Raw genomic sequence first — 25,184 nt, forward strand, 5'->3', positions numbered from 1 at the left:
CGAAAGTTCGGAGAAAATAAAAACGGGCGACATCGAGTGCCGCACGCAAGGAGTGAAAGCGTTTAGTTACCGAGCCAGATCCAGCGCACGGTGTCGATCAGCACCATGCCATCGACTCCCGCGTTCGAGATTTTGACCGTCACTGGTTGTCCGGCGGTGAATTGGAACTCACCGATCGGTTGAAACGCGAACGGTCCCGGCTTCTTCTTTTGATTGAGCTTAAGCTCTGTCGAGCCACCCGCGTGCGTAACCGTCACTGGCACATTGCTGGCACGGTTTCCGCCACTCGGGAACGCCAGCGCGACACGATAGCGGCCGCTCTTCGGCAACGTCGTGGTGAACTCCGCTTTCATCGGCTCGCCGCCCACATCTTGATCCGACAACGCGACGCGCTGCCGATATTCCACTTCGGGGCCGCGCGCGCGATTCCAGCGTCCATCCAGTTTCGCCTGATAATAGTGCACCTCGCGATCCAGCGTCGCGTCCTCCCCGAGCGAGAATTCCAGTCGCGCCGGCAGCGTCACGAGGCGTTTTTCATCCGTCGCGAGCACCATGACTTTGGCCGGCGTGGCTTGGTTGAACGTGTAGCGGGCCGTCTGGCCGGTCGCCTGCACTTCGCCGCTGCCGTCAAAATTCCACGAGATGATCTTCAGCGGCGACTGCACGTGACGGGAAACGATTTCAAACTCCACGGGCTGGCCGGGCTGCGGGTCCTTGGTCTTGACCTTGATGGCGACGACCGGACGGAACGGGGCTTTCAGCGGCACGCCGTCTTTCGTTAACTGCGCCTGCAATTTGGCAATGGAAACATCCTGCACCTTCGCGCCGTCTTTGCGCGCGAGATCGATCGCGATGCCACCGGCCTGGCCGAGCATCATGAACACCGGTTCCATGCGGATGCTGGAATACGCGACGTGGCTCGCCGACACCGCCGCGACGACCACCAGGTTATCGACGCCGTAAGGCAACAGGCTGCGGTAGGGAATTTCGTAAGCATCGGAGGAATCGTTGAAATGACCTTCCTCCTTCGGGCCGGCGTCGGTCTGAATGATCTGGATCGCGTGCGCATCCATGTTGTAGCTGCCCATGCAGATCGCGTCGGGCTTGTAGCGTTCGTAAAGCAGGTCGGTTTGCGTGAGGAAATAACGGCCAAGCATGCGGCGCGCGACGCGCACGTAGACTTGCGGCGTGACGTGGCCGCTCTCGACAAACTCGTCTTTCGGCAAACCCCAGCGGCGCGCATCGGCTTTGAAGTCCTCGGGCAGCGCCGGATCGTTTTGCAACATATACCACAGGCTCAACCAGTAATCCTGCACCTTCGCCGTGATGCGCGCGCGTTGTTCGTAATCTCCGTCGCTGTAGGCGAAATTCACGCCCGGAAAATCGGCTTTGTTCGGATCGCACTTGCCGTTGATCATCGCCCAGCGCTGCGTGTCGGTGAACAGCTGGTCGAGGCGCGTGAGTTTCAGTTTATTGACGGTGTCGATCAGGTTCGCGTGCGCTTCACGGTAGTAATTTTTCGGCTTCGGAATGGCCACGCGGTTGTCGTCGCGAATGCTCAGCGTGCCGCGGATGTTGAACGCCTGCACGCGCTGGTCGCTTTTGCCGATGTATTCCTCGGGACCGGAAGTGATGCCGGCGAGCGGTTCGTTATATTCCGCGCGCGCCTCGCGACCGACGCGATACAGCACGCCCGCCTGCGCCATCAGGTCGCCCTCGTAGCTGCCATCGACAAAATGTTTTCCGCTGAAGCGCGTGAACTTGCCCGACTCGTAGTGCCGCGTCGTGAACGCCACGATGCGCTTGTCCTTCACCTCGACGCTCTCGAGTTGTTCTTTCGTGCGCACGACGACGCCGGCTTCGGCCAGCATCTCGTAATAGATCTGCAGCGCGACTTTCGTTTCGAAAAAGTAGCCGCCGCCCGTCTCCTTCACCTGTTGCGAGTCGGCCCCGTAAGCTTTCGTGTAATGTTTCAGCACGCGGTCGTAGAACTCGCGCGCGAGGCCGCCGATCGTCTCGCCTTTGCCAATGTCGGTTTTGGTGAGACCGCCCGTGGTCAGGCCGCCGATGAGGTAGCCGGATTCCACGAGTAATACTTTCGAACCACCGCGACCCGCCGCGACGGCTGCGGCCACGCCGGCGGAAGTGCCGCCGAACACCACGACGTCGTAAGCGGGGGCGTTTTCGACAGCGAGGGCCGCCGGACGAAATGCGAAGGAGAACGCCAGCGCGAGCAGCGTCCACAGGAGGGGTTTTCTTGTCATGGTTTGGGTGCGGGGTTTGGGGTCAGTCCGGCGCGTTGTTGCAAATGACGCAGCACGCCAATGTGCACGAACGCCGTGGATTCAGGATAAAGATCGAAATGCAAGCGGTCCTCGACGGTGTCTCCGTCGGTGTCGGTTACGAAATTATAGACGCCGCCGAGTTCGGTGAACATGCGCGCATCGAACGGATTGTTGCCGCAAAAATAACCCGCGACTTCCTCGAAGCGCCGCGTGTAACGCACATCGCCCGTCAGCACCTCGAGTTCCGCGAGCGCCTGCAACCACAGGCCCGCATGAAAATAAGTCAGGTGCGTCGACGACGACTCGTGCGCCCGGTAACGCAACTCGCCCGGCTGGCCCGGCACGCGCCGACCGACGGGCAGCAACACCGGGCCGCGATAAGCGCCCTCCACCGGCTTCGCCGCCAACCAGCCGTCAGCGACTTTGACCGCAACGTCGCGCCAGCGCGCCGCCGACGGATTTCCCGCAAACACCGAGGCGCCCCGCGCCATCGCTTCGACCGCGGTCGCGTCGATGTCGGCAAACGTCGACCAATAACCTTCGGGCTGCACCGCATCGGCCAGCGCATCGAGCGCCTGTTGCGTGAGCGACGCCACCGTTTGCTTTTCCGCGTAACCAAATTCGCCGGCTTCAAAAATTGTCAGCCCCGCGATTTCTTTTCGTTCGCAGGCCGCCAGCAAACCGAGCAGCAGATACGCGTGTTCACCCGGACTGCGCCAGAGTGCGCGCACCGTCTTTGAACCATCGCGCGCCTTGATCGCGCGAATGTAAGGCTGGCCCTCATCGCTGTGAGTGCGCGCCAGGCCGAATCCCCAGCGCAGACCGAGTCGCAGCGTTTCGCGCAGCGTGGTTTCGGGCATGCCCGGCAACGGTTGACCCAGCGCCTCGCCGATCGCCCACAGCGACCGCCCCAGAAACACGCCGCCGCGCCGGTGGTCGCCCCGCTTGCCGCCGTGAAACCAGCCGGTGCCGTCGAGCATGAGTTCACCATCGGCAAACATTCCGTAATAAAATGCTCCCGGCCCTTCGACGCCGAGTTGAACGGGCGCGGAATCATTTTCCTTCCGCTGCATCGCCGCGAGATTCCGCAGCACTTCATTGCAGAGCGTTGCGAGATCGTCTTCAACCGGTTGCTCGGTCGCCGGACGCACCCGCCAGCGGCGGAGGTGCGAGACGAGAATGTCCGCCGTGTCGTTGGCGAAAGTGAACGCCGGATAAATCCCCGAGCCTGCCGGACGCTCGTTGTCGTTCGAAGGGCCAAACCAACTGTCCCACACCGCCTGCCAGAACGACCGCGCCACGCGGCGGCCCAAAGGTGTCGCCCAATCGCGATCGCGCGCATCAAAATCGTAGAGCGCCACGTCGCGCTTGAACGCTGCGAGGTCCGCCGGCTTGGCCAGATCGAAGCCCGGCCGATCAGCGCCCGCCAGCTGCGCACTACGGCTGTGATAATAGAGATTCGTCATCGCCCGCATGCGCGCCCATTCCGGCGACTGCGCATCCACGCTGCCGTCGGCCCCGCGCAAATCCGTCGTGAACGCCGAAGGCAGATCCGGCAACCGCCGTTGTTGCGCGGCAAACACAATCACCGCCGCCTCGCCCCGCGCGCTCGGTGCCGCGCCTTCGCTCAATGCTGCGTCGATAAAATACATCGCCGGCACGAGTTCTGCCGCGCCGCGAAAATCCTTAGGGAAACGCGCGCTGAATTTCCCGCCTTTCGTTTTAACCGTGGCCGTCGCCGAACGACCGAAACTATCGGTTACGCGCAGCCAGATTTTTTTCGTCGCAACGTCCTGCACGCTGCCGCGGATCGAAATATCCCGCGCCTGGTCCAGATCATGAAACGGCGTCATCGCCACGGTTTCGCGCAACGACACCGGCGGCCGCACCACAGGCCCACTCTCCGCGTGCGCCGTGACCGCCGACATCAGCGCCACGAGCACGACGCGCCTCCAGACGATGGAAATTAAACGCAACATGGCGCGCCTCAGTTTGAAGATTTAACCGACGCCAGCGGCACGTAGCTGTCTTCGTGCAAAGCCGGCACGCTGCGGCCCGAAAAAATGCGCAACCAGCCGCGCGCCGACGTCAGGACGATGAGCAACACGAGCACGAGAAACGCCCCTGTCACCGCGCAATTCACGTATTGGCTGGTGAGCAAATGCTGCCACTGCGAGAGCTGTTCCGCCGTGCCGCCACCGGCGATCTGGTCGCGGTATTTCGTGGCGGCGCTCAGGAAACCGAGCCGCGGATCGGCGCTGAAAATCTTTTGCCAGCCCGCCGTCATCGTCACCGCCAGCAACCACACGAGCGGCAACAACGGCACCCACAAGTAACGTTGACGCCCCATCTTCAAGAGCACCGTCGTGCCGAGCGAAAGCGCGATCACCGCGAGCAACTGGTTCGCCACCCCGAAGATCGGCCAGAGCGAATTGATGCCGCCAAACGGATCGATCACGCCTTGATAGAGGAAGTAGCCCCACAGCGCGACGAACAGGATGCTCGCGCTCCAATTTCCGAGCGTCGAATCGGTGCGCCCGAGCGGCTTCCACGCGAGCCCGAGCAAATCCTGCATCAGGAACCGCCCCACCCGTGTGCCGGCGTCGATCGTCGTGAGAATAAACAGCGCCTCGAACATGATCGCGAAGTGATACCACAGCGCGAGCGCCGCTTTGCTGCCAAGCACCCCGGCAAACATGTGCGCCATGCCGACCGCAAAGGTCGGCGCACCACCGGTGCGACCGATCATCGTTTTTTCGCCCACGTCAGCGGCGAGCGTGTCCATCTGCGCGACCGTCACCGGAAATCCGAGTTGCGTCACCTGGGCCGTCACGGCGGCCGCTTCGCCGCGCATGTTGATCGCGAAATATTCGCCGGGCTCCATCACGCACGCGGCAATGAGCGCCATCACTCCGACCAACATTTCCGTCACCATGCCGCCGTAAGCGATCACGCGAATGTCGCTTTCCTTCGCGATGATCTTCGGCGTCGTGCCCGAGGAAATAATCGCGTGGAATCCTGAGATCGCCGCGCACGCGATGGTGATAAAACAAAATGGAAACACCGCGCCAGCGAACACTGGGCCCGTGCCGTCGATGAACTGCGTGACCGCCGGCATCTTCAACATCGGCGCCAGCACGATGATCGCGATACCGAGCATCGCGACCGCGCCGATCTTCATAAACGTGCTTAAATAATCGCGGGGCGCGAGCAGCAGCCACACCGGCAGCACACTCGCCAGCAAACCGTAACCCATCAGCCCGACCGCCAGCGTGCGACCGTCCAGCGTGAGCCAACGCTCCAGCGCGGTGCCGTGAATCCATTGTCCGCCCACTACCGCGAGCAACAAGCCCACCACGCCGAAGACTGAAATCGCCGCGATATGAATCTTCGTAAACCGCATCGCCGAGCCCATGATCATCGCCACCGGAATCGTCGCGAGAATCGTAAACAGTCCCCACGGGCTCTCCGCCAGCGCACGCACCACGACCAACGCGAGCACCGCGAGAATGATCACCATGATCGCCGCCGTGCTAATCAACGCCAGCACGCCCGCAAACGGACCGACTTCCTCGCGCACCATCTGCCCGAGCGATTTGCCACCGCGTCGCGTCGAACAAAACAACACGATCGAATCATGCACCGCGCCCCCCAGCGTCGCGCCCACGAGAATCCACAGGAGACCGGGCAAAAAGCCAAACTGCGCCGCCAGCACCGGTCCGACGAGCGGTCCCGGGCCCGCGATCGCCGCGAAGTGATGGCCGAACACGACCCACTTATTGGTCTTCACGAAATCCTTGCCATCCTCTTTCACCACCGCCGGCGTGGCGCGAAGCTCATCGAGCGTGAGCACCTTTGCCATCAACCACGCAGAATGAAAACGATACGCGATGGTGAACACGCACACCGACGCGACGACCATCCATAACGCGCTCACCGGTTCGCCGCGCGACACCGCCAGCACCCCCAGTGAGCCTGCACCCAGCAGCACCACCGCGCCCCAGCCGGCGATTCGCAACGGCTTAAATTTGCTAGAGATCGCTGCGCTCATGATGCGGAAACGGTCGAGTTGAGCGCGTTAAGCGTGAGGACGGCGGCCTCGCGAGAGACGCGCGCACACGATGATTCGGCTCCAGGGGCAAGGGGTAGAGTCATTCCGACCTATGTCGGTATCAAGCGAACAGTTGTCAAGCCGGTTTCTGAATGTGCGACGATTTAACGTGTTGGGGTTTTGCCGGTATGCAGAGGTGAGCTACGAGAGTAAACATGGGAAATGGCGCGGCACCGCCAGCGGCGCTGAGAAAAAATCTTGACCGTTGTAATGCCTGACATATGTCAACTGCTACCCCACGCCGATCCTCCCTCTGATTTTTCATGCCCGCTCCCAAGCTTAATCTCGTCCGCAACGGCCAAGTCCCGGTTTACGAGCAGATCGCCGAACACCTGAAGGCGCGCATCGCCGCGGGTGAACTCGTCGCGGGCCAGAAACTGCCGGGCATCAAGCTGCTCGCGAAGTCGATGGGCGTGAACCACCTCACCCTGCGCCAGGCGTTGCGCACGCTGGAAGAAAATCGCGTCGTCGCCACCGAGTCCGCGCGCGGCACGTTTGTCGTCGGTAACAATCCCACGCAGCTGCAAGTCGCGCTCGTATTGCCCAATTTGAATGAAAGCTCTTCGCGCCTGTCCGCCGGCGTGCAAGAAGTGATGACCGCGTCGAAATCGACCGTGGATATTTTTCACTACGACGAAAACGATCCGCTCGAACGCGAGCAGATCAACCGCCTCTCCGCCGAGGGTTACGATGGCGCGATTATTTTCCCGAGCCTCAATCCGCTTTCGCTCAAGCCGCTCCTGCAAATGATGCTCGACGGTTACCCGCTCGTCTTCATCGATCGCGCGCCGGGACAATTTCCCTGCTGGTCCGCGTGGGCCGATAATTTCCGCGGCGGTTATCTCGCCACTGAGCGCCTCATCAAAACCGGCTGCACGCGCATCGCTTGCGTGAGCACGAATGTCAGCGGCGTGCATGATCGCTACGAAGGTTTTCTCCGCGCGATGGGCGACCACCGCCTGCCGGTCGATTTCAATCTGGTCCGCCAAGTCGAAGCGCGGGACGAACACATCGAGGAAACCGTCGACGAGTGGTTGAAACTTCCCGAGCCGCCCACCGGCATCTTTTTCACGAACGACTACCAGGCCTTCCGCGGACTGCGCCACGCGCGCGAACGCGGCAAAAAAGCCCCGACCGATCTGCGCATCGTCGGCTTCGACGATGTTTCGATCTGCGGCCTGAGCACGCCCGCGTTGACGACGGTGCGGCAGGATTTCGCCGGCATCGGTCGCGCCGCCGCCCGCCTGCTCGCCGAGCAGATCGCCCTGCCGAAGGAAAAACGTTTTTCAGCCGCCCGCCACGAAAGCATCCCCGTCGAGTTAGTGGTTCGTGGCAGCGCTTAAGCCCCTCTCTTAGTTAAGTTCCCCGCCCCGTCCCTACCTCTACCCCGCATCGTTGTCGTCTCATTTTTGAGCATATTTTTTGACCGTAAACCGACCTAGCACAGGCTAACCCTTTAATGATCAACTCTACCCCAATCCAGCATTCAGTCGTCTTGCTTCCAAAAAACGCGAACGCGCCACGCTTTCTCCGGGCCGGGCTCATCCTGCTGCTGGCGGGATTCGCCAGCTTGGCAAATGTGACGCTTTCCGCTGCCAATCAATCAGCTGCATCGGCAAACAATTACGACGTGGTGGTTTTCGGCGCCACACCGGCTGGCATCATGGCGTCCGTGGCCGCCGCTCAACGCGGGGAATCGGTTATCTTGCTCGAACCATCCTATATCGTGGGCGGCATGCTTTCGGGTGGACTGACCAAAACCGACATCGGTAACCGGGCGACAGTGGGCGGGCTCTCGCTGGAATTTTTCTCCCGCGTCGAACGTTACTACCGCGACAAATACGGCCCGGACTCCGAACAGCTCAAAGCCACGCATCGCGGCCTCTTTTTTGAACCGCACGTCGCCGACCTCGTTTTCTCCGCGCTACTCAAGGAAGCCGGCGTCACCGTCCTGCGCAAACAGCAGATCGTCTCCGCCGAGGTGAAAGCCAACCGCCTCGTGTCGATGCAAACGCGGCATTACGAAACCGACGAGGCGCGCGTGTTCACGGGCAAAGTCTTTATCGATTCCACTTACGAAGGCGACCTCATGGCGGCCGCGCACGTGCCCTACCGCGTCGGCCGCGAAGCGCGCGAGGAATACAACGAGTCGCTCGCCGGGCTCACCGAAGGCCCCGCCATGTATCGCGGCAAAGGCGACCACCGCGTGCAGGCTTACAATTTCCGCTCCACGCTCACCACGCGCGACGACATCCGTGTGCCGATCGCGAAACCGAAATATTACACGCCCGAGCAACACCGGCATTTCATCGAGTCGGTGAAAAAACATAATTTCCACACCTTCGAAGATCTCTTTCACGACGCCCCGTTGTGGGGTCCCGTCAACGGCAAGTCCGACCCGAACAAAGCCGACTTCACCGGCGTGAACTACAATTACCCCGAAGCCGACTACGCGATGCGCGCTGAGATCGCCGCCCGCGTGCGCGACCACTGGCTCAGTATGTGGTGGTTGCTGCAAAACGATCCCGAGTTGCCGGAAGACTTCAAAGCGTCTGCGCGTCGCTGGGGTTTGCCCAAGGATGAATTCGTCGAGAGCGGCCATGTCTCGCCGCAAATTTACGTGCGCGAAGCGCGCCGCCTCCTTGGACGACACATGCTCACGCAACGCGACCTCGAACTCTCGCGCCACAAGCCCGATACGATCGCCCAGGGCAGCTACAACATCGACTCCCACGACGTCGCGCTCTTCCTCATGCCGGAAGGCCTCGTGAAAGACGGCTATTTGATCTCGAGCGTCGACGCTTACGAAATTCCCTACCGCTCGATCACGCCGTTCGCGCCCAACAATCTTCTTGTGACGTGCGCCGTGTCCGCCACGCACATTGCTTACGGCAGCCTGCGCATGGAGCCGGTGTTTATGATGATCGGCCAGGCCGCAGGCTTCGCGGCCCACCTCGCGCATCGCCAGCAACAAAGCGTGCAGGAAATTTCCATCAGCCAGTTGCAAGGCTTGCTCAAGGAAGCGGGCATTCCCTTGCAGTCACCGTATCGTCCCGTCGTCGAAATGGTCACGCCCGCCGGTCCGCTTACGCCCGGGCAGTCCGTGCGTTTCTCAGCCAAGGATCTCGATGCGCGCTCGCCACTGAAATATTATTGGAATTTCGACGGCAGCGGCGAAACGCAGAGCAACGAACGCTCGCCCGAGTATACTTTTCCTGCCGCAAAAACCGTCACCGTCAGCCTGAAAGCCGTGGACGAAAAAGGAAATCATTCGCTCGTCGAACAGCAGACGCTGACCATCGGCGACGGTGGCGACACCGATTTCGGCGTGAAAGCGATGCAGGCCGAACTCACCGGTCGCTGGGATCGCGGCAGCACCCGCAGCGTCGAGAATCGCCGCCGCGTAAACTACATCGATATGAACGCCGGCAAGGGCGAGAAGCGCGCCGTGTTCTCCACGGTGATTCCGCGCGCGGGCCGGTATCGCGTCGCCTTCGCCTTCCAAGATGGCCCTGAACGCGCGGCGGCGGTGCCGGTGACCGTCACGCACGCCGACGGCGACACCAAAATTTCCGTCAACCAACGCCAGCGCGACACGGTTTTCGTTTTCCGTCCCCTCGGTGATTTCAAATTCCGCGCCGGCGAAACCGCGCGTGTCACCGTCAGCAACGAAGGCACCACCGGCCAGGTTTCTATCGACGAAGTGCGCTGGATCTGGCTCGGCCCGTAATTTCTTCATGAGTTCTTCTTTCTTCCAAGACCACGGCGCCGGCGGTAAAAAAACCGCGCGGTCCGCCCGCGTCGTTCGTTCTGCTCCCTCGACCGCCTCGCTCGCCGAGTTGGTCAACCCGCTGCAAGGGACGGATTCGCACCATGCGTTTTCCACCGGCAACACGTTGCCGCTTGTCGCGCTCCCGCACGGCATGGTGGCGTGGACTCCGCAGACCGACGAAGGCCGCTGGATCTACGATTACCGCGCGCCGAAATTGCAGGCGTTCCGCGCCACGCATCAACCGAGCCCCTGGATGGCGGACTACGGCCAGTTCATGGTGATGGCGACGTCGGGCGATCGCGCGCCGGCCAACTACGACGACACCAGTTCTTTCTACCGCAAGACCGACACCGTTTCGCGTCCGCACTATTTCCGCACGGTGCTGCACCGTTTCGGCATCGAAGCAGAACTCACCCCGACCGAGCGTGGCGCGAGTTTTCGTTTCACGTATCGCGAAGGCGCGCACGCCTGGATCGCGTTTAAACTCGGTGCCGGAGATTTGCTCCGCGTGGATCGCGCCCAACGTCGCGTCTATGGCGTGTCGACCGCGAACAGCGGCGGCGTGCCGGGCAATTTCGGCGCGCACTTCGTCGCCGATATTGGCGCAGAAATTCTCGACGCCGGCACGCCCGCGCCAGTCGTCGCCTCGCAACCCAATCAGGCCGAGCCCGCGTGGCTCTGGTTGAAACTCAAGCGCCCGGCCAATCGCCAGGTCACGGTGCGCATCGCGACGTCGTTCATCAGCGAAGCGCAAGCCGTCACGAATCTCCAACGCGAACTCGGCACCCGCAGTTTTCCCGCGTTGCTCGCCGCCGCGAAAAAAACCTGGGACACGCGCCTCGCCGTCATCGAAATCGAAGGCGCCAGCGAAGCCCAGCAGCGCACGTTCTACAGCTGCCTTTACCGCTGCCTGCTCTTCCCGCGCATGTGGCACGAGTTCGACGCGACCGGCGCGAAAGTTCACTTCAGTCCGTTCTCCGGCAAAGTGCATCCGGGCCCGCTGTTTACCGACATCGGTTTCTGGGACGTGCACCGCACACTGTTGCCGCTGCTCACGATCATCGCGCCCGACTTGCTCGGCGAAATGATCGAGGGCTGGGTGAACACTTACCGCGAAGGCGGCTGGCTGCCGAGTTGGGCGAGCCCCGGTTACCGCACCTGCATGGTCGGCTCGCACAGCAACGCGGTCATCGCCGACGCCTACGCGAAAGGCATTCGCAACTTCGACGTCGCCGCCGCTTACGCCGCGATCCGTCAGGACGCGCTCGTCGAGCCGCCGTCCGAAGCCGTGGGCCGCGCCGGCATCACCGACTACATTAAATTTGGTTTCGTCCCCTCCGATCACTTCGGCCACGCAGTGGCGCGCACGACAGATTACGCGCACTGTGATTTTGCGCTCGGCGATTTCGCCCGCGCGCTCGGTCACGCGGACGACGCGAAATTATTCACCGGTCGCGCGCTGAGTTACCGCAAAGTCTTCGATGCTCGCACCGGATTTCTGCGCGGCCGCAACGCCGACGGCAAGTGGCGCACACCGTTCAGCGAATTCGAGTGGTCGCGCGATTACATCGAAGGCAGCGCGTGGCAACACACGTGGGCCGTGCCGCATGACGCGGCGGGCTTGATCAAACTCATGGGCGGCACGCGCGCCTTTGTCGCGAAACTCGACCGCATGCTCGCGTTGCCGCCGCGTTTCGAAATCGGCAACTACGCCACCGAAATTCACGAGATGACCGAGATGGCCGCCGCTGACTTCGGTCAATACGCGCACTCGAACCAGCCCGTGCACCACGTGCTTTATCTCTACACGTGCGCCGGCCGCCCTGACCGCACGCAGCACTGGGTGCGCCGCGTCGTCGACGAACTTTACACGCCGGACCTACTCCCTGGCGACGAGGACAACGGCGAAATGGCCGCCTGGTATGTGCTCAGCACGCTCGGACTTTTTCCGCTCACCGTCGGTTATCCCGCTTACGTGCTCGGCGCGCCGCGTTTCCCGCGCGCGAAAATCAATCTCCGCGATGGCGGCCAGTTCACCATCGAAACCGTCGGCGACGTGGAGAAAAAAAATTTCGCCCGCGCCGTCGAACTGAACGGGAAAACGCACCGCTCGCTCGAACTCGCGCACACGGAAATCAAAGCCGGCGCGACGCTCACGTTCCATCTCACTGACCAAGCCACGACCGCCGCCGCCCGCGGCAAACTCGCGCCGCCTTTCTCGCTTTCACTGCGCTAATCCTCCCAAAAAAAATGACCCCATACCCCACCCTTACCCGCCGCTGGCTCCCGGGCCTCGCGTGCAGTTTGTTTGTCGCTTCACTCTTAACCGCCGCCGAGCCCAAGGCACCGAAAGCCCCGCCGGCCTCGCCGCCCTTGCCCGCCGCCACGGCGAGCGCGTTTGAAAACTCCGCGACCGGTTGGATCGATTTGCTCGCGAAGAACGATCTCTCCGACTGGCAACGCGAACGCTATCCCGCGACCAAGCCGCTCGGAGAAACAAATCCGTGGAAATTCGACGCTGCCACCAAGACGCTCCTCTGCGACGCCGCCGGCATTCACGAGATGTTGCTCCACCGCACTGCGCAAGGTGACGGCATTTTCCACGTCGAATTCCGCTTTGTCGGCTGGCCCGCAAAACCCAACTCCGGCGCTTTCGTGCGCACGCTGCCCGACGCTTCCACGTGGTATCAGGCGCAGCTCGCCCCCAGCGGACTCGGCATGGTGTTCGGACAAGTTCCCTCCGGCGAAGCCAAACCCAAGCGCGTGAGTGCGGGTGCCCGTTATCCAGAGCTGCTCCGCGCCGCCGGCGAATGGAACGTCATGGAAATCACCACGCGAGGCACGGAACTCACACTCTGGCTCAACGGCCACGTCACCGCCACCAGCAACGATATCACCACGCTCCGCGGCCACGTCGGTCTCGAAGCCGAGTTCAACGCCATCGAATTTCGCCAGCTCAAGTTCAAACCTCTGCCCTAATTTTTAGAGCTTCACCAAACCACCCCATGAAAACTGCAAACTCCGTCAACCCCATGCCCCTCCCGCGTCCTTCCCTCGCGCGTTGGTTCGCCCTGGCGACGCTGGCTACGGCCACCGCCTTCGCGCAACAAACGCCTGCCTCCACCTCCGCTGAAAGCCCGATCGTCACTTCGGAAGAAGTGATCACGCTGCCGGAATTCACCGTCACCTCAGAAGCCGATCAAGGTTACGTCGTCGCCGATGCGATCAGCGGCAGCCGCGCTGGCACCAAGATCGTCGAGACGCCGTTCTCCGTTCAATCGCTGACGAACGAATTCATGAACGACTTCCAGTTGTTCGAAATGGCCGATCAACTCCGCTTTATCGCGGGTGCGTTTTCCGGCGCCGAAGACACCGGCACGAACAACGGCAAGACCCTGCGCGGCTTCTCGCCGCCGGTTTTACGCGACGGTTTTTCCGGCGCGAATCCGCCGAATCGTTCCACCGTCGATCGCGTCGAAGTCATCCGTGGTCCCGTCTCCGCGCTCTACGGCGCGTCCGGCCCGGGCGGTTTGATCAACTACGTTTCCAAACGCGGTAAACGCAAACCTGCCTACACCGCCACCGGCACCTTCAGCGGCGACTACGGTTTCAAACGCTATTCGTTCGAAGCCACCGGCCCGGTCATCAAGGACAAGCTGTTCTACTACGGCATCTACACGCACGACTACACCGAGAGCGACCTCGAGTATTTCTTTAACAAAAAAGATCTCTACGCCGCCGGCTTCACCTACCAGCTCTCCAAGAACACCTCGATTACGATCTCGTGGGAAAAACAAACCATCACGTCGAACCAGGGTGACACGATTCCGATTCTGCAAGTCACCACGCCCGCGCCGACGCGCTCGGTGGGCATCTACTGGGATCTTGCGACCTACAATATCATGGGACCGTATAACATCCTCGAACGCGATTTCGAGAGCGGCAACGTGCTCGTCGAGCACCGCTTCACGGATCAATTGATCGGTCGCTTCAACCTCCAGACCTACGACAAGGATTTCGTCGAGAACCAATACCGCTACGGCAGCGGCAACGCGCTCGTCGAGAATGGCACGATGACCGCCGAAGCGTTCCGTCAGGATCAAGACAGCGGCGCCAATCTCGCGCAGGCTGATCTGCGCTACAATTTCATCACCGGCAGCGTCAAACATACGCTCCTGTTCGCCGGCGACGCGACGCTCGACAACCGCGTGCGCAACATCACTTACGTGGCCCCGCCGGTAAACATGCTGGTCGGCACCACCACGGTGTTCCGTCGTCCGACCTACGTCATCAATCCCTTCGCTCCGGTCTGGCCGCAGATTCCCGACTCCGCGATCACGCAGGTGTTTCAAGACTCGGATCGTTCCGTGAACAACTACGGCGCATTCTTCGGTCACCGCATGTTCCTGATGAAGGACAAGCTGATCACGCTCGCCGGCCTGCGTTACGACCGCGTTGAAAACGAAAAACTCAAAACGCTCGCCGCCACCGCCGTCGTCTCTGCCAATAACATGACGCCTGTCGTCACCACCAACGACGGCAGCGGCTCGTCCGAGGAATCACTGACCTACACGCTCGGCGCGAACTACAAAATCCGCGGCGACGGTCTCGTGGCGTTCGTGAATCACAGCACCGGTTTCGAACCGACCGTCTCCATCGACGCCGGCACGCTCGGCGTGGTTCCCAACGAAAGCTCGCGCGGCATCGACGCCGGTTTCAAAGGTTCGCTCTTCAACGACTCCCTCCTGTGGACCGCGTCCATCTTTGAAATCACAAAGGAAGACGTCGCCATTTCGAATCCCGAATACAACACCGCCGCCCTGCCCGGCACGCCGCAATTCATTCTCGGGGGTGAGGAACACGCCAAAGGCTACGAACTCGATTTCCGCTGGAACGTGAATAAAAATTTCTACTTCCAGGCGGGCGGCTCGTTCATCGATGCCGTCGTCACCGAGCCGGTCGCCTCGCGTGATCGCATGGCCAAGGCCCCGCGCTACTCCGGCTACGCCGCCACGCGTTATGTCTTCCGCGAGGGCATCCTCGACGGCTGGCGCGTCGGCGCGAGCCTGAGCTACACCGGCGACTACCTCTACAATCGCGGCACCGTGAACGCGAACGGCATCCAAACCCGCTTCCGTCAGATCCATCCTGCCGTCACGCTCTACAATGCCTTCGTCGGATATAATTTCCGCACCGGCAAGAAATGGCGTCACAGCGTGCAGGTGAACATGCAGAACATCACCGACGAATATTATCTGCAGGACACGTTCCGACTCGCGCGTGGCCGCGAGACGCGCCTGACCTACACGATCGCTTACTAAGTTAGGCGGCCGCTCTCCGAGGGAACGATTCCAGCAGTCGTTCCCTCGTTTCATCCTCCGCCGTTTCCCCCGAACGTCCGGAAAGTTGCTTTCGTTTCAAACCCGACTCCGAATATGAAAACCAATTTGCTCCGCCTTCTCGGTGGCATGGCGAGTTTCGCTCTGGCCGCTTCCGTCCACGCTCAAACTGCGTGGCCCACTCCGGTTGACACCAATGCCAACGGAAAAATCGACTCCGCTGAAATCCAGGCCGTCATCACCGCGATTACCTCCGGCATCGTTTTCCTGCCCGCGAGCAACACCTACAATATCGACGCCCCCGTCACGATCACGAAGGACAACGTCACGCTCCTCGGCGAAGGCCACGGCGTCTCCTCTGCCGGCGGCACAATTTTTGCGATCACGGCCAACATCGAAGGCCTCGTCATCAGCAACTGCACCGGCAGCGGCGCGCGCGACATGAGCATCGTCGCCCCCGCCGCCACGCACACGACCAACGCGATCCGCCTGCAAAGCGCCACCAGCGCCACGCTCACCAACCTGCGCGTCACCAATGCCTACAACGGCATTGAGATTCTCAACTGCAGCGCCCCGGCGATCGTCGACGTTTCCATGCGCGCCCACACCGGCCCCTACGGCCTGAAAATCTGGGGCAACGGCGGCACCACCAGCAACGTCCAGATCACGCGCATCACCGGCGCCGGCGTCTCTGGCAACAGCACCACTGAGTGGATGATCGTCGGCCCCAACGTCAACACGCTCACCCTTCAGTCCTCGCGCTTTGTCGGCGCTTATCGCGGCATGCGCCTTACGGGCACGCCCGGTCCCACCAATATCACCACGTTCCGCTACGGCACCGACAACCAGATCGGCGAATCCCTCGTCGCCGAATCCGGCAGCGGCCTCACCATGATCAATTCCTGGATCGGCCAGCCCAACGGCGCCGGCGTGATCCTCGAATCCGGTTTCGGCGGCACCGCTAATTTCACCAACCTCCGCATCCGCGGCGCGTATCAACACGGCCTGCAGATCGACGGCGGCGACGACATTAATATCTGGAATCCCCTCATCGGGGCCAACGGCACCGACCCAAGCGCCGGCACCACCACGATCAGCGGCGTGCAAATCGCCACCGGCGTCACCGATGTCCGCATCGTCGGCGGCCGCGTCGGCCCGCTCTACAGCCAGGGCGGCGCCGCGAAACAATATTACGGCGTGCGCTACCTCGGCACCACCACGCAATCCGACACCGACAACGTGAAAACTCGCGGCCCCAGCCTTGACGGCAACGGCGTGCCCTTCACCCCGAGCAACCTGCCCACCAACAACTGAGCCCCTACTCCCAAAAAATGAGCTCTGCAAAAATTTTCCTGCGCGCCACCGCGCTCGCTTCGTTTGCCGTCGCCGCCACCCTGCCTCTCGCCGCCGCGACCGCCAGTTACGTAGTGCCCATCGACACCAACACCAACGGCGTAATCGAGTCATCGGAAATCCAGTCCGTCCTCAACACCGCCAAAGGCGTCGTGTTTCTCCCCGCGAGCAACACCTACAGCCTCAACGCCACCCTCACCATCACCAGCAAGAACGGCGTCAGCCTCGTCGGCGAAGGCGTCACCACTGTCCTGCCCATCGTGGGCAACATCGAAGGCGTCGTCATTAGCGCCGGCACCGGTTGCGCCGTGCGCCACGTGAAATTTGTCGGCGGCGTCGGCCACGCGCAAAACGCCATCCGTATCTCCGGCGGCAACGAACACGCCGTCCAAGGCGTCACTTTCCAGGCCACCTACCGTGCCATCCAACTGGTCGACGGCATCGGACCGCTGCTCACCGACGTCACGATGACCGGCCTCACCGGTGACTACGGCATCAAGATCGACGGCTCTGGCGGCACCGCGAAAGTCGACGCCGCGCAACTGCACAATATCACCGGCAGTTCTTCCGGCACCAATATCGAGTGGCTGCTCTTTGGCCGCGCCGACGGCATCGAAGTGCAGACCGCCAGCCTCAGCGGCAGCAAGCGTGGCCTGCGCGCTTACGGTGCGACCGGCCCCAAATACGTTTATACCAACAACGTCACGATCAGCTCCCCCGCCAACGAAGGGGTGTTGTTCGAGAGCGGCGCCGATGTGCTCGTGAACGACACCACCATCACCAACAGCGGTGGCACCGGATTCGGTTTTGGCAGCAGCTTCGTGGGTGGCGCCGTGCTCACCGATCTCACTATCAGTAGCGCCGCCGGCCATGGCGTGTCCATCGAAGGCGGCCGCGACATCGGCATCCTCGAACCCGTCATTACCGCCACCGGCAGCGCGCTCACCGCCGGCACCGGCGCGGGCATCAAGATCGCCACCGCGTGCTCCTACGTAAGCGTCACCGACGGTTCGGTCAAAGGCGGCCAATACGGAATCCTTTACACCGGCACCACTACGCAGTCCGACAATCAGAACGTGAAGATGAAAAACGTCACGCTGACGACGAACACCGTGCCTTCCTCTCCCGGCAACCTCGAAGGCCCGCCCGCGTCCACGATCATCATCGACAACACCGACACCACGCGCGTCACCCTCACCGGTGCCTGGACCGCCGTCACTACGAATCCCGGTTACTACGGCGCGAATTATTTGCACGACGGCAACACCGGCACAGGCAAGAGCGCCCGTTTCACACCCACACTCGTCGCTGGCAACTACGAGGTGTTCGCCCGCTGGAGCGCGAACGTCAACCGCGCCAACAACACGCCCATCGACGTCATCCACGCCGGCGGCACGTCCACCTTTAGCGTAAATCAAGAGCTCAACAACGGCACGTGGGTGTCGCTCGGTGTCTTCACGTTCAACGCCGGCACCGGCGGCAGCGTGTTGATCCGCAACGCCGGCGCGAACGGCTACGTCATCGCCGACGCCGTGCAATTCATCCCGCAATAAACGCGCCTTCGGTTAACCCTGGAAAAAAATGCTCATGCACTTTTCAACTCCGATCAAACGCGCTTCCGGAAAAATTCGCACTGCGAGCGCCGCCGCCGCGTTGCTGTTGGCGTTTCCTTTTGTCGCTCACGCCGCCAACGCCGTGTTCAACACGCCGTCCGGCAACTGGCTCACCGCTGCCAATTGGAATCCTACCACGGTCCCCGTTTCTGGCGACAGCGTGTTCATCCGCAGCGGCCGTCTCGCCACGCTCGCCGGCAACGCCGGCAGTGTCTCGACGATCTACCTCGGCGACAATAACAGCAGCGGCGAACTCGAACTTACCAGTGGCGCCACGCTCACCGCCGGCACCGTGCAAGTCGGCCGGCTCAACCAGCCTCTGCCCGACGGCCACCTCACGATCAACCAGGGCACCTTGACCGTCACCACCCTCCTCACGATCGGCGGTGAACAATCCAGTCTCGACGGCGGCGCCGGCACGCTGGAATTTTCCGGCGGCACCGTTTCCGCTGCGACGATCACCGTCGGCGCGAGCACGACCGGCAAATCCGGAACGCTCTGCCTTCACGGCAATACCGGCTCGTTCTCCGGCACGAGTTTCAACCTCAATCGCAAAGGCAAATTGAAATTTACGCTGGCCGCCGCCGGCGTCACGCCCCTCACGATTGCCGGCACCGCCACGCTTTCGCCGAACGCCACGCTCGAAGTCGACGGCCGCGCCTACACCGGTGGCGCCGGCACAATCACGCTCATCAATGCCAACACGCTCGTCGGCAGCGCGGCCTTGGAAACCGTCGCCCTCACCGGCTTCGCGCCCCACTACGCCGCCGCCGTCAGCGTGGACGCCGTCACGCAGAACCTCGTGCTCACGCTTACCGCCATCAGCAGCAACGCCGGGCAATTCGTCGAGCGCCTGCGCCTCGGCCAACCGCAGAAAATGGTCTCCTATGGCACCAGCATCACGCAGCTCGGTTACTACTGGAAACAACTGCTGCCGGTGCTGAACCGCCAGTTTCCCAGCCAGGTCACGCACTGGGAAGCCGGCAACAACGGTCGCAATTCGAATTACGGCAACAGCATCGAACTCGACAAACAGGTGCTCATCCGCGAACCCGACTGCGTCTTCATCGAATTCACGATCAACGATTCCGTGGACAACGGGCAAGTGTCGCTCACCCAGAGCCGCACGAACCTCGAGGCCATGATCGACCGCATCCTGCTCGCCGAGCCGCAGTGCGAAATCATCCTCCAACTCATGAACCCCGCGGTCGGCTTCGTCGTCGGCGACTCGAGTTATCGCCACGACCAGAAAGCTTACCAACAGGTTTACCGCGACGTCGCCGCCGAGCGCGGCCTGCTCCTCGTTGACAACGTCGCCGCGTGGGAAGCGGTCCTTTACCCGCAAGGCCTGGAAAACCAGGCGCTCTTCAAACGCCTCGTCCCCGACGGTGTGCACCCGAACGAGACCGGCACCGCCACCGTTGTCATGCCGAACATTATTAAAACCCTCGGCCTCGGCGTCAGCTACGCGTCGTGGCGCACCGGTTACACGCCCAACGCCTCGAGCGACGGTCAGGCCAACGGCGACAACGACAGCCTCAGCGACGCTGCCGAATACCAGTTCGCGCAAGATCCCAACGTCGCGGCCACCGCCGGCGTCGCCGGCACGCTCGCCGACGGCACGCCGTGCTACCGCTTCCCTTCGTTATTGCTGCGCACCGAAAACTCCGACTTCGCGCTCCGCGTCGAAACCAGCCCTAACGGCGTCAACACTTGGACTCCGCTGCCGTTCGGCCGCGATGTCAGCACTGGCACCGCCACCGGGCCCGGCGTATTTCTCAACGGCACCAGCCCCTCGCCGATCGTCGCGTATCCGACCGGACAACCCTACATCCGTTTCGTCGCGAGCCCGCGCTGACCACGCCGCCTCCCACGTTCCCGTTTATGAAAAAAATCGGTCTCCTCCTCGTCGCGTTCGCTTCCGCAATCGCCGGCTATGCCGCGCCCGCGCGCTTCATCACCGCGCTGGAAGCCGGCAAGGCGCAACACGTCGTCATCTTCGGCACGAGCCTGAGCAAGAGCGGGGCGTGGGTGCCGCAACTCAAGGAGCAACTCGACACGCGTTTCCCCGGTCTCGTCACGCTCACCAACGGCGCGAAAGGCGGCCAGAATTCCCAATGGGGCCGCACCAACGTCGACGCTAACGTGATCGCGCACAAACCCGACGTCGTCTTCATCGAGTTCGCGATCAACGACGCCGTGACGCGCTTCAACCTCTCACTCAACGAAGTCCGCGCGAACGTCGACTTCATCCTCGACCGCATCGCCACCGCGCTGCCGCAGTGCGAAATTATTCTTCAGGTGATGAACCCCGCCGTGGGCAAAGCCGAGGGCGACCCCAGCCATCGCCGCAACCAAGACGCCTACCAACAAATCTACCGCGACGCGGCGAAACAGCGCGGCTTGTTGCTCATCGATCACTCCATCGCCTGGAACGCCTTGCTCCGCTCCGAAGGCGAAGCGGGTTTCAAGCGCTTCATTCCCGACGGCGTGCACCCGCGGGCCGAGGGCTACGCAAAATTTGTCGTGCCGGAAATCACGCGCGCCATCGGCCTCGAATCCACACGCTGAGCCTCAGCCCAGCCCGCCGCTTTTCGCATGGCCAACCTCGTTTTCATCTCCGCCGCCCACGTCCACACCGGCGGGTTCATCGACGAAATCCGTCGCAATCCGGACGGCCGTCGCGTGCACGCCGTCTGGGACGATCACACGGAACGCGGCCAGCGTTTCGCCGCCCACGCCGGCGCGCCGTTTGTCGCGTCGCTCGATGCGGTGCTCGCCGATCCTGCGGTCGATGGCTTCATCATCGCTGCGGAAAACACCCGGCACCTCGCTTTCCTTCAGCGCGTGCTTCCAGTCGGCAAACCGGTCTTCTGCGAAAAACCACTGCTCCCGTCCACGGAAGAAATCGCTTCCCTGCGCGCGCTCCTGGCCGCGCATCCCACTCCGCTCGTCTGCGGCTACTTTCATCCGTTCGCCACCGACTTGCAGAGCGCGGCTGCGCTGCTGAAAACCTCCGCTCTGGGCCGCGTCACGCGCGCGACTTTCCGCAATGCTCATCATGGCGCTTACAGCCGCTGGTTCGACGATCCGCATGTGGCGTGGATTCGTAAACCGCATCTCGCCGCCGGCGGTGGATTCCTCGATCTCGGCACGCACGCGATTCACCAATTGCTCACGCTCTTCGGTCGCGTCACTTCGGCCTGGGCGGATATTCGCAACGAAGCGCGCATCTACCCCGACGTCGACGACTGCGGAGTCGCCCACCTGCGTTTCGCCTCGGGTGTATTCGCCACGGTCGAAGCCGGCTGGACGCAAAGCGCCGGCGTGAACGGCCTCGAAGTCGTTGGCGTCGCGCGCACGTTGTGGAACACCTCCGCCGGCTACGTCACCGGCGCACCCAACGAAATTCCGCAGCCGCTCCCGCTCACGCATCCCGCCGCGCCCGCGTGCATCGACCGCCTCGTCGCGACGATCCGCGGAAAAATTTCCGCCGCCACGTTGCGCGCGGAAGTCGCCACCGCGATCGATGCAGTCGCCGTGATGGCCGCCTGTTACCGTTCCGCCGAGTCCGGCCACTGGACTGAAATTTCCTACCCCGATACCCCATGAAGTTCCTCCGTCTTGTCCTGTTGTTCACCAGCGCCACCTCGGCGCTGTTCGCCGCGACTCCCCACGAAACCGACGTGTTGGTTTACGGCGGCACCGCGGGCGGCGCGATGGCCGCGATCCAAACCGCGCGCATGGGCAAAACCGTCGTGCTGCTCGAACCGGGCCAGCACCTCGGCGGGCTCACCACCGGCGGACTCGGTGCGACCGATGCCGGTCACCGCTACACCGTCGGCGGCATCGCGCGCGAATTCTACCGCCGCGTGTTCGACTACTACCAAAATCCAGCAGTGTGGAAATCCGAGGCGCGCGCCGCCTATCTGCCGCGCCACGCACTCATCGCTACGGAGGCGTTGCAGCTGCAATGGTTTTTCGAACCCAAGGTCGCTTCGCTCATTCTCGATACGATGCTGAAGGAAGCCAAGGTCGACGTCCGCCTCGGCACCGCCCTCGACCGCACGCGCGGCGTCACGAAGTCCGGCGCGCAAATCACCGAGCTCGTCACGACCGACGGCCAGCGTTTCCGCGCGAAAGCCTTTATCGACGCGACCTACGAAGGCGACCTCCTCGCCGCCGCGGGTGCCAACTACATCGTCGGTCGCGAACCGAACTCCCGTTACAATGAAACCCTGAACGGCGTGCAACTCGCGCCGCCGGAGCGCACCGCCCACGTCAGCCCGTTTCGCGTGGCCGGCGATCCGAAAAGCGGCCTGCTGCCGCGCGTCCGCGCAACGCACGGCGTGCAAGGCGAAGGCGATGACCAGACGCAGGCGTTTAATTTCCGCCTCTGCCTCACCAACGAAGCCGCCAACCGCACCGCCATCACGCGTCCGTCCACTTACGACGCGCTCAACTACGAAGTGATTCTCCGCCACATCCTCGGCCGTCCCGGCATCAAGTTGAACCAGGTGTATTCGCTCACCCCGATGCCGAATCAAAAAACCGACACGAACAATCGCGTCTATTTTTCCACCGACTTCGTCGGGGGCAGCCACCCGTGGGCCGAAGCCAGCGACGCCGAGCGCGTGACGCTCTGGCAGCAGCACAAAGACTATCAACTCGGTCTGCTTTGGTTCATCGCCAACGACCCGCGCATTCCGGAAACGCTCCGCGCCGAAGCCGCACATTGGGGCCTTGCCCGCGATGAATTCACCGCCAGCGAAAACTGGCCGCCCGCGCTCTACGTCCGCGAAGCCCGCCGACTCATCAGCGACTACGTGCTCACGGAGCACGATTGCACCAACGAACGCACCGCGCCGGATCCCGTCACGCTCGGTTCGTATGCGATGGACTCGCACGTCGTGAACTACGTCGTCGACGCCGAAGGCCGCCTGCGCGTCGACGGCTGGGTGGCGAAAGGATCGAAACCTTATGGCATCAGCTACCGCACGCTCCTGCCGAAACGCGCCGAGGTCACCAACCTGCTCGTCACGGTCTGTATCTCGTCGAGCCACGTCGCTTACGGTTCTCTGCGCATGGAACCGGTGTTCATGAACCTCGGCCAGGCCGCCGCGACCGCTGCCGTCCTCGCGATTGAAAATAAAACGACGTTGCACGACCTGCCCTACGCGACACTGCGCACGCGCCTCGATACCGACGGCCAGATTTTCGACGCCCCCGCGGCGAAGCGCGCCTTGGAAGACGCGCGCAAAAAACTTACCGCGGTCACCAAATGAAACCGTTTCAGCAACCCACGAACTCGCGCCGCGACTTCCTCAAACTCTCCGCGCTCGCGGCGGCCGGGTTTGCGTTAACCAGTTCCGGATTCGCCGCCACCACCGCGCCCTCGGTGCGTCCGCGCCGCAGCGAAGGGCGCTCGCTTAACGTTGCCCTCATCGGCACGTCTGGCCGCGCGCAGAATACCATTCGCGATTTCCTCCAAATCGAAAACGTCAGCGTCGTCGCGCTCTGCGATGTCGATCCGGCCCGCCTCGCGCGCGGGGTGGAACTCGCTTCGCCGAAATTCCCCGACGCCCGCCGCTACCTCGATTACCGCAAGCTTCTCGAAACCGAGAAGGAACTCGATGCGGTGGTCATTACGACGCCCGATCACATGCACGCGGCCATCGCGTTGCTCGCGATGTCGCGGGGCTTGCACGTGTTCTGTGAAAAACCACTCTCGCGCACGGTCGCGGAAGCACGCTGGATGCGCGACTACGCGCGGCAATCCGGCGTCGTCACGCAAATGGGCACGCAAAGCAGCGCAACCACGCCGTTGCGTCGCGCAGTGGAAATCGTGCAAGCCGGCGTGCTCGGCCAGGTCCGCGAAGTTCACATCTGGACTGATCGTTCCGCGCGTCTGCCAAAAACTCCCGCCACGCACGAAGCGCCCGCGGGCATGGAATGGGACACGTGGCTGGGAGTCGCGCCGTCGCAGCAATTCAATTCCCACCTGCATCCTTTCCGCTGGCGTTGGTGGCAGGATTTCGGCGCCGGCCCGCTTGGCGACATGGGCTGTCACCTCACGAATCTCGCCTACCGCGCGCTCGATTTATCCGCTCCGTCAGAGATCGACGCGTCCGTCGGCGATCCGCTCGCGACCGGCTTGTTTCCGGCGAGCGCGAAAATCGATTACCGTTTCCCGGCGCGCGGTAAACTCGGCCCAATGACGCTCTCGTGGTATGAAGGCGGCCGTCTGCCCGACACTGCATTGCTCGACGCCTGCGGCATCGTGAAGCAGTTCGGCAGCGTCGTCCAAAACAACAAACTCATCATCGGCGACAAAGGCATCCTCTACGGCGAACAATACATCAAGCTGACCGGCGAGGAACGTTTCAACGGCATCACGAAACACCCGGCGTGCGTCGCCGTGCCGCAGACCTTCGCGCGCAATTCCGACCAGGGCACGCTCGGTCACTACCGCGAATGGGTCGAGGCTTGTCAGGGCCGCGGCACGACGTTCGCCGGCTTCGATATCGCCGCCGGCCAGACTGAGATGGTGTTGCTCGGCACCGTCGCCGCGAAGCTTGGCCGCAAGATCCGTTGGGACGCGGCCACGATGTCGATCCTCGGTGAACCCGCCGCGGCGGCGTTGCTCCGGCCCACTTACCGCGAAGGCTTCACGCTTTCCGCGTCCGAACTTTCCAAGTTGTCCGCCTAACC

15 protein-coding genes are annotated in these 25,184 nt (G+C 62.4%); 12 read left to right on the forward strand and 3 right to left on the reverse strand.

The genetic code is table 11. The features are described from left to right. Positions 1–62 precede the first annotated feature (62 nt). Genes ACRRQW_RS00860 through ACRRQW_RS00870 form a run of 3 tightly spaced genes read right to left on the reverse strand, consistent with a single transcriptional unit; the run spans position 63 to position 6,336 of the window. Complete coding sequence (locus ACRRQW_RS00860; RefSeq protein ID WP_438479283.1) at positions 63–2,264, reverse strand: FAD-dependent oxidoreductase; 2,202 nt, start codon at positions 2,262–2,264, stop codon at positions 63–65. Then, on the reverse strand, positions 2,261–4,264 hold the full coding sequence (locus ACRRQW_RS00865) for a hypothetical protein (RefSeq protein WP_438479284.1): 2,004 nt from the start codon (positions 4,262–4,264) through the stop codon (positions 2,261–2,263). The genes ACRRQW_RS00860 and ACRRQW_RS00865 overlap by 4 nt, the downstream gene beginning before the upstream one ends. 8 nt (positions 4,265–4,272) lie before the next feature. Next, positions 4,273–6,336, reverse strand: a complete 2,064-nt coding sequence (locus ACRRQW_RS00870; RefSeq protein ID WP_438479286.1) for a carbon starvation CstA family protein — start codon at positions 6,334–6,336, stop codon at positions 4,273–4,275. Between the two features lie 323 nt (positions 6,337–6,659). On the opposite strand from ACRRQW_RS00870, the gene ACRRQW_RS00875 reads away from it, so the two are divergent. From ACRRQW_RS00875 to ACRRQW_RS00930, 12 genes are all read left to right on the forward strand, one after another. Beyond that, on the forward strand, positions 6,660–7,739 hold the full coding sequence (locus ACRRQW_RS00875) for a substrate-binding domain-containing protein (protein WP_438479287.1): 1,080 nt from the start codon (positions 6,660–6,662) through the stop codon (positions 7,737–7,739). A gap of 116 nt (positions 7,740–7,855) precedes the next feature. Further along, entirely contained in the window at positions 7,856–10,126 is a 2,271-nt protein-coding gene (locus ACRRQW_RS00880; protein WP_438479289.1) for an FAD-dependent oxidoreductase, read from the forward strand. A 7-nt stretch (positions 10,127–10,133) separates the two neighbouring features. Then, positions 10,134–12,404: a GH92 family glycosyl hydrolase gene (locus ACRRQW_RS00885; RefSeq protein ID WP_438479290.1), complete on the forward strand. Its 2,271-nt coding sequence runs from the start codon at positions 10,134–10,136 to the stop codon at positions 12,402–12,404. Positions 12,405–12,418: 14 nt separating this feature from the next. Continuing rightward, complete coding sequence (locus tag ACRRQW_RS00890) at positions 12,419–13,147, forward strand: 3-keto-disaccharide hydrolase (protein ID WP_438479291.1); 729 nt, start codon at positions 12,419–12,421, stop codon at positions 13,145–13,147. A 26-nt stretch (positions 13,148–13,173) separates the two neighbouring features. Then, positions 13,174–15,489 carry a TonB-dependent siderophore receptor gene (locus tag ACRRQW_RS00895; protein ID WP_438479292.1) on the forward strand — a complete coding sequence of 772 codons (2,316 nt, stop codon included), beginning with the start codon at positions 13,174–13,176 and terminating at the stop codon, positions 15,487–15,489. Positions 15,490–15,603: 114 nt separating this feature from the next. Beyond that, positions 15,604–16,821 carry a hypothetical protein gene (locus ACRRQW_RS00900; RefSeq protein ID WP_438479294.1) on the forward strand — a complete coding sequence of 406 codons (1,218 nt, stop codon included), beginning with the start codon at positions 15,604–15,606 and terminating at the stop codon, positions 16,819–16,821. Between the two features lie 17 nt (positions 16,822–16,838). Further along, on the forward strand, positions 16,839–18,413 hold the full coding sequence (locus ACRRQW_RS00905) for a golvesin C-terminal-like domain-containing protein (RefSeq protein WP_438479296.1): 1,575 nt from the start codon (positions 16,839–16,841) through the stop codon (positions 18,411–18,413). Positions 18,414–18,447: 34 nt separating this feature from the next. Next, on the forward strand, positions 18,448–20,331 hold the full coding sequence (locus ACRRQW_RS00910; RefSeq protein WP_438479297.1) for an SGNH/GDSL hydrolase family protein: 1,884 nt from the start codon (positions 18,448–18,450) through the stop codon (positions 20,329–20,331). Between the two features lie 26 nt (positions 20,332–20,357). After that, on the forward strand, positions 20,358–21,044 hold the full coding sequence (locus tag ACRRQW_RS00915; RefSeq protein ID WP_438479299.1) for an SGNH/GDSL hydrolase family protein: 687 nt from the start codon (positions 20,358–20,360) through the stop codon (positions 21,042–21,044). A gap of 27 nt (positions 21,045–21,071) precedes the next feature. Continuing rightward, on the forward strand, positions 21,072–22,085 hold the full coding sequence (locus ACRRQW_RS00920) for a Gfo/Idh/MocA family protein (RefSeq protein ID WP_438479300.1): 1,014 nt from the start codon (positions 21,072–21,074) through the stop codon (positions 22,083–22,085). After that, positions 22,082–23,758 (forward strand): FAD-dependent oxidoreductase, encoded by a 1,677-nt coding sequence (locus ACRRQW_RS00925; RefSeq protein ID WP_438479302.1) that lies wholly within the window; start codon positions 22,082–22,084, stop codon positions 23,756–23,758. The genes ACRRQW_RS00920 and ACRRQW_RS00925 overlap by 4 nt, the downstream gene beginning before the upstream one ends. After that, positions 23,755–25,182: a Gfo/Idh/MocA family protein gene (locus tag ACRRQW_RS00930; RefSeq protein ID WP_438479303.1), complete on the forward strand. Its 1,428-nt coding sequence runs from the start codon at positions 23,755–23,757 to the stop codon at positions 25,180–25,182. Before ACRRQW_RS00925 ends, ACRRQW_RS00930 begins: the two co-directional genes overlap by 4 nt. Positions 25,183–25,184: the final 2 nt, after the last annotated feature.

It is taken from the genome of Oleiharenicola lentus (assembly GCF_051660365.1).
GTDB lineage: Bacteria > Verrucomicrobiota > Verrucomicrobiia > Opitutales > Opitutaceae > Lacunisphaera > Lacunisphaera lenta_A.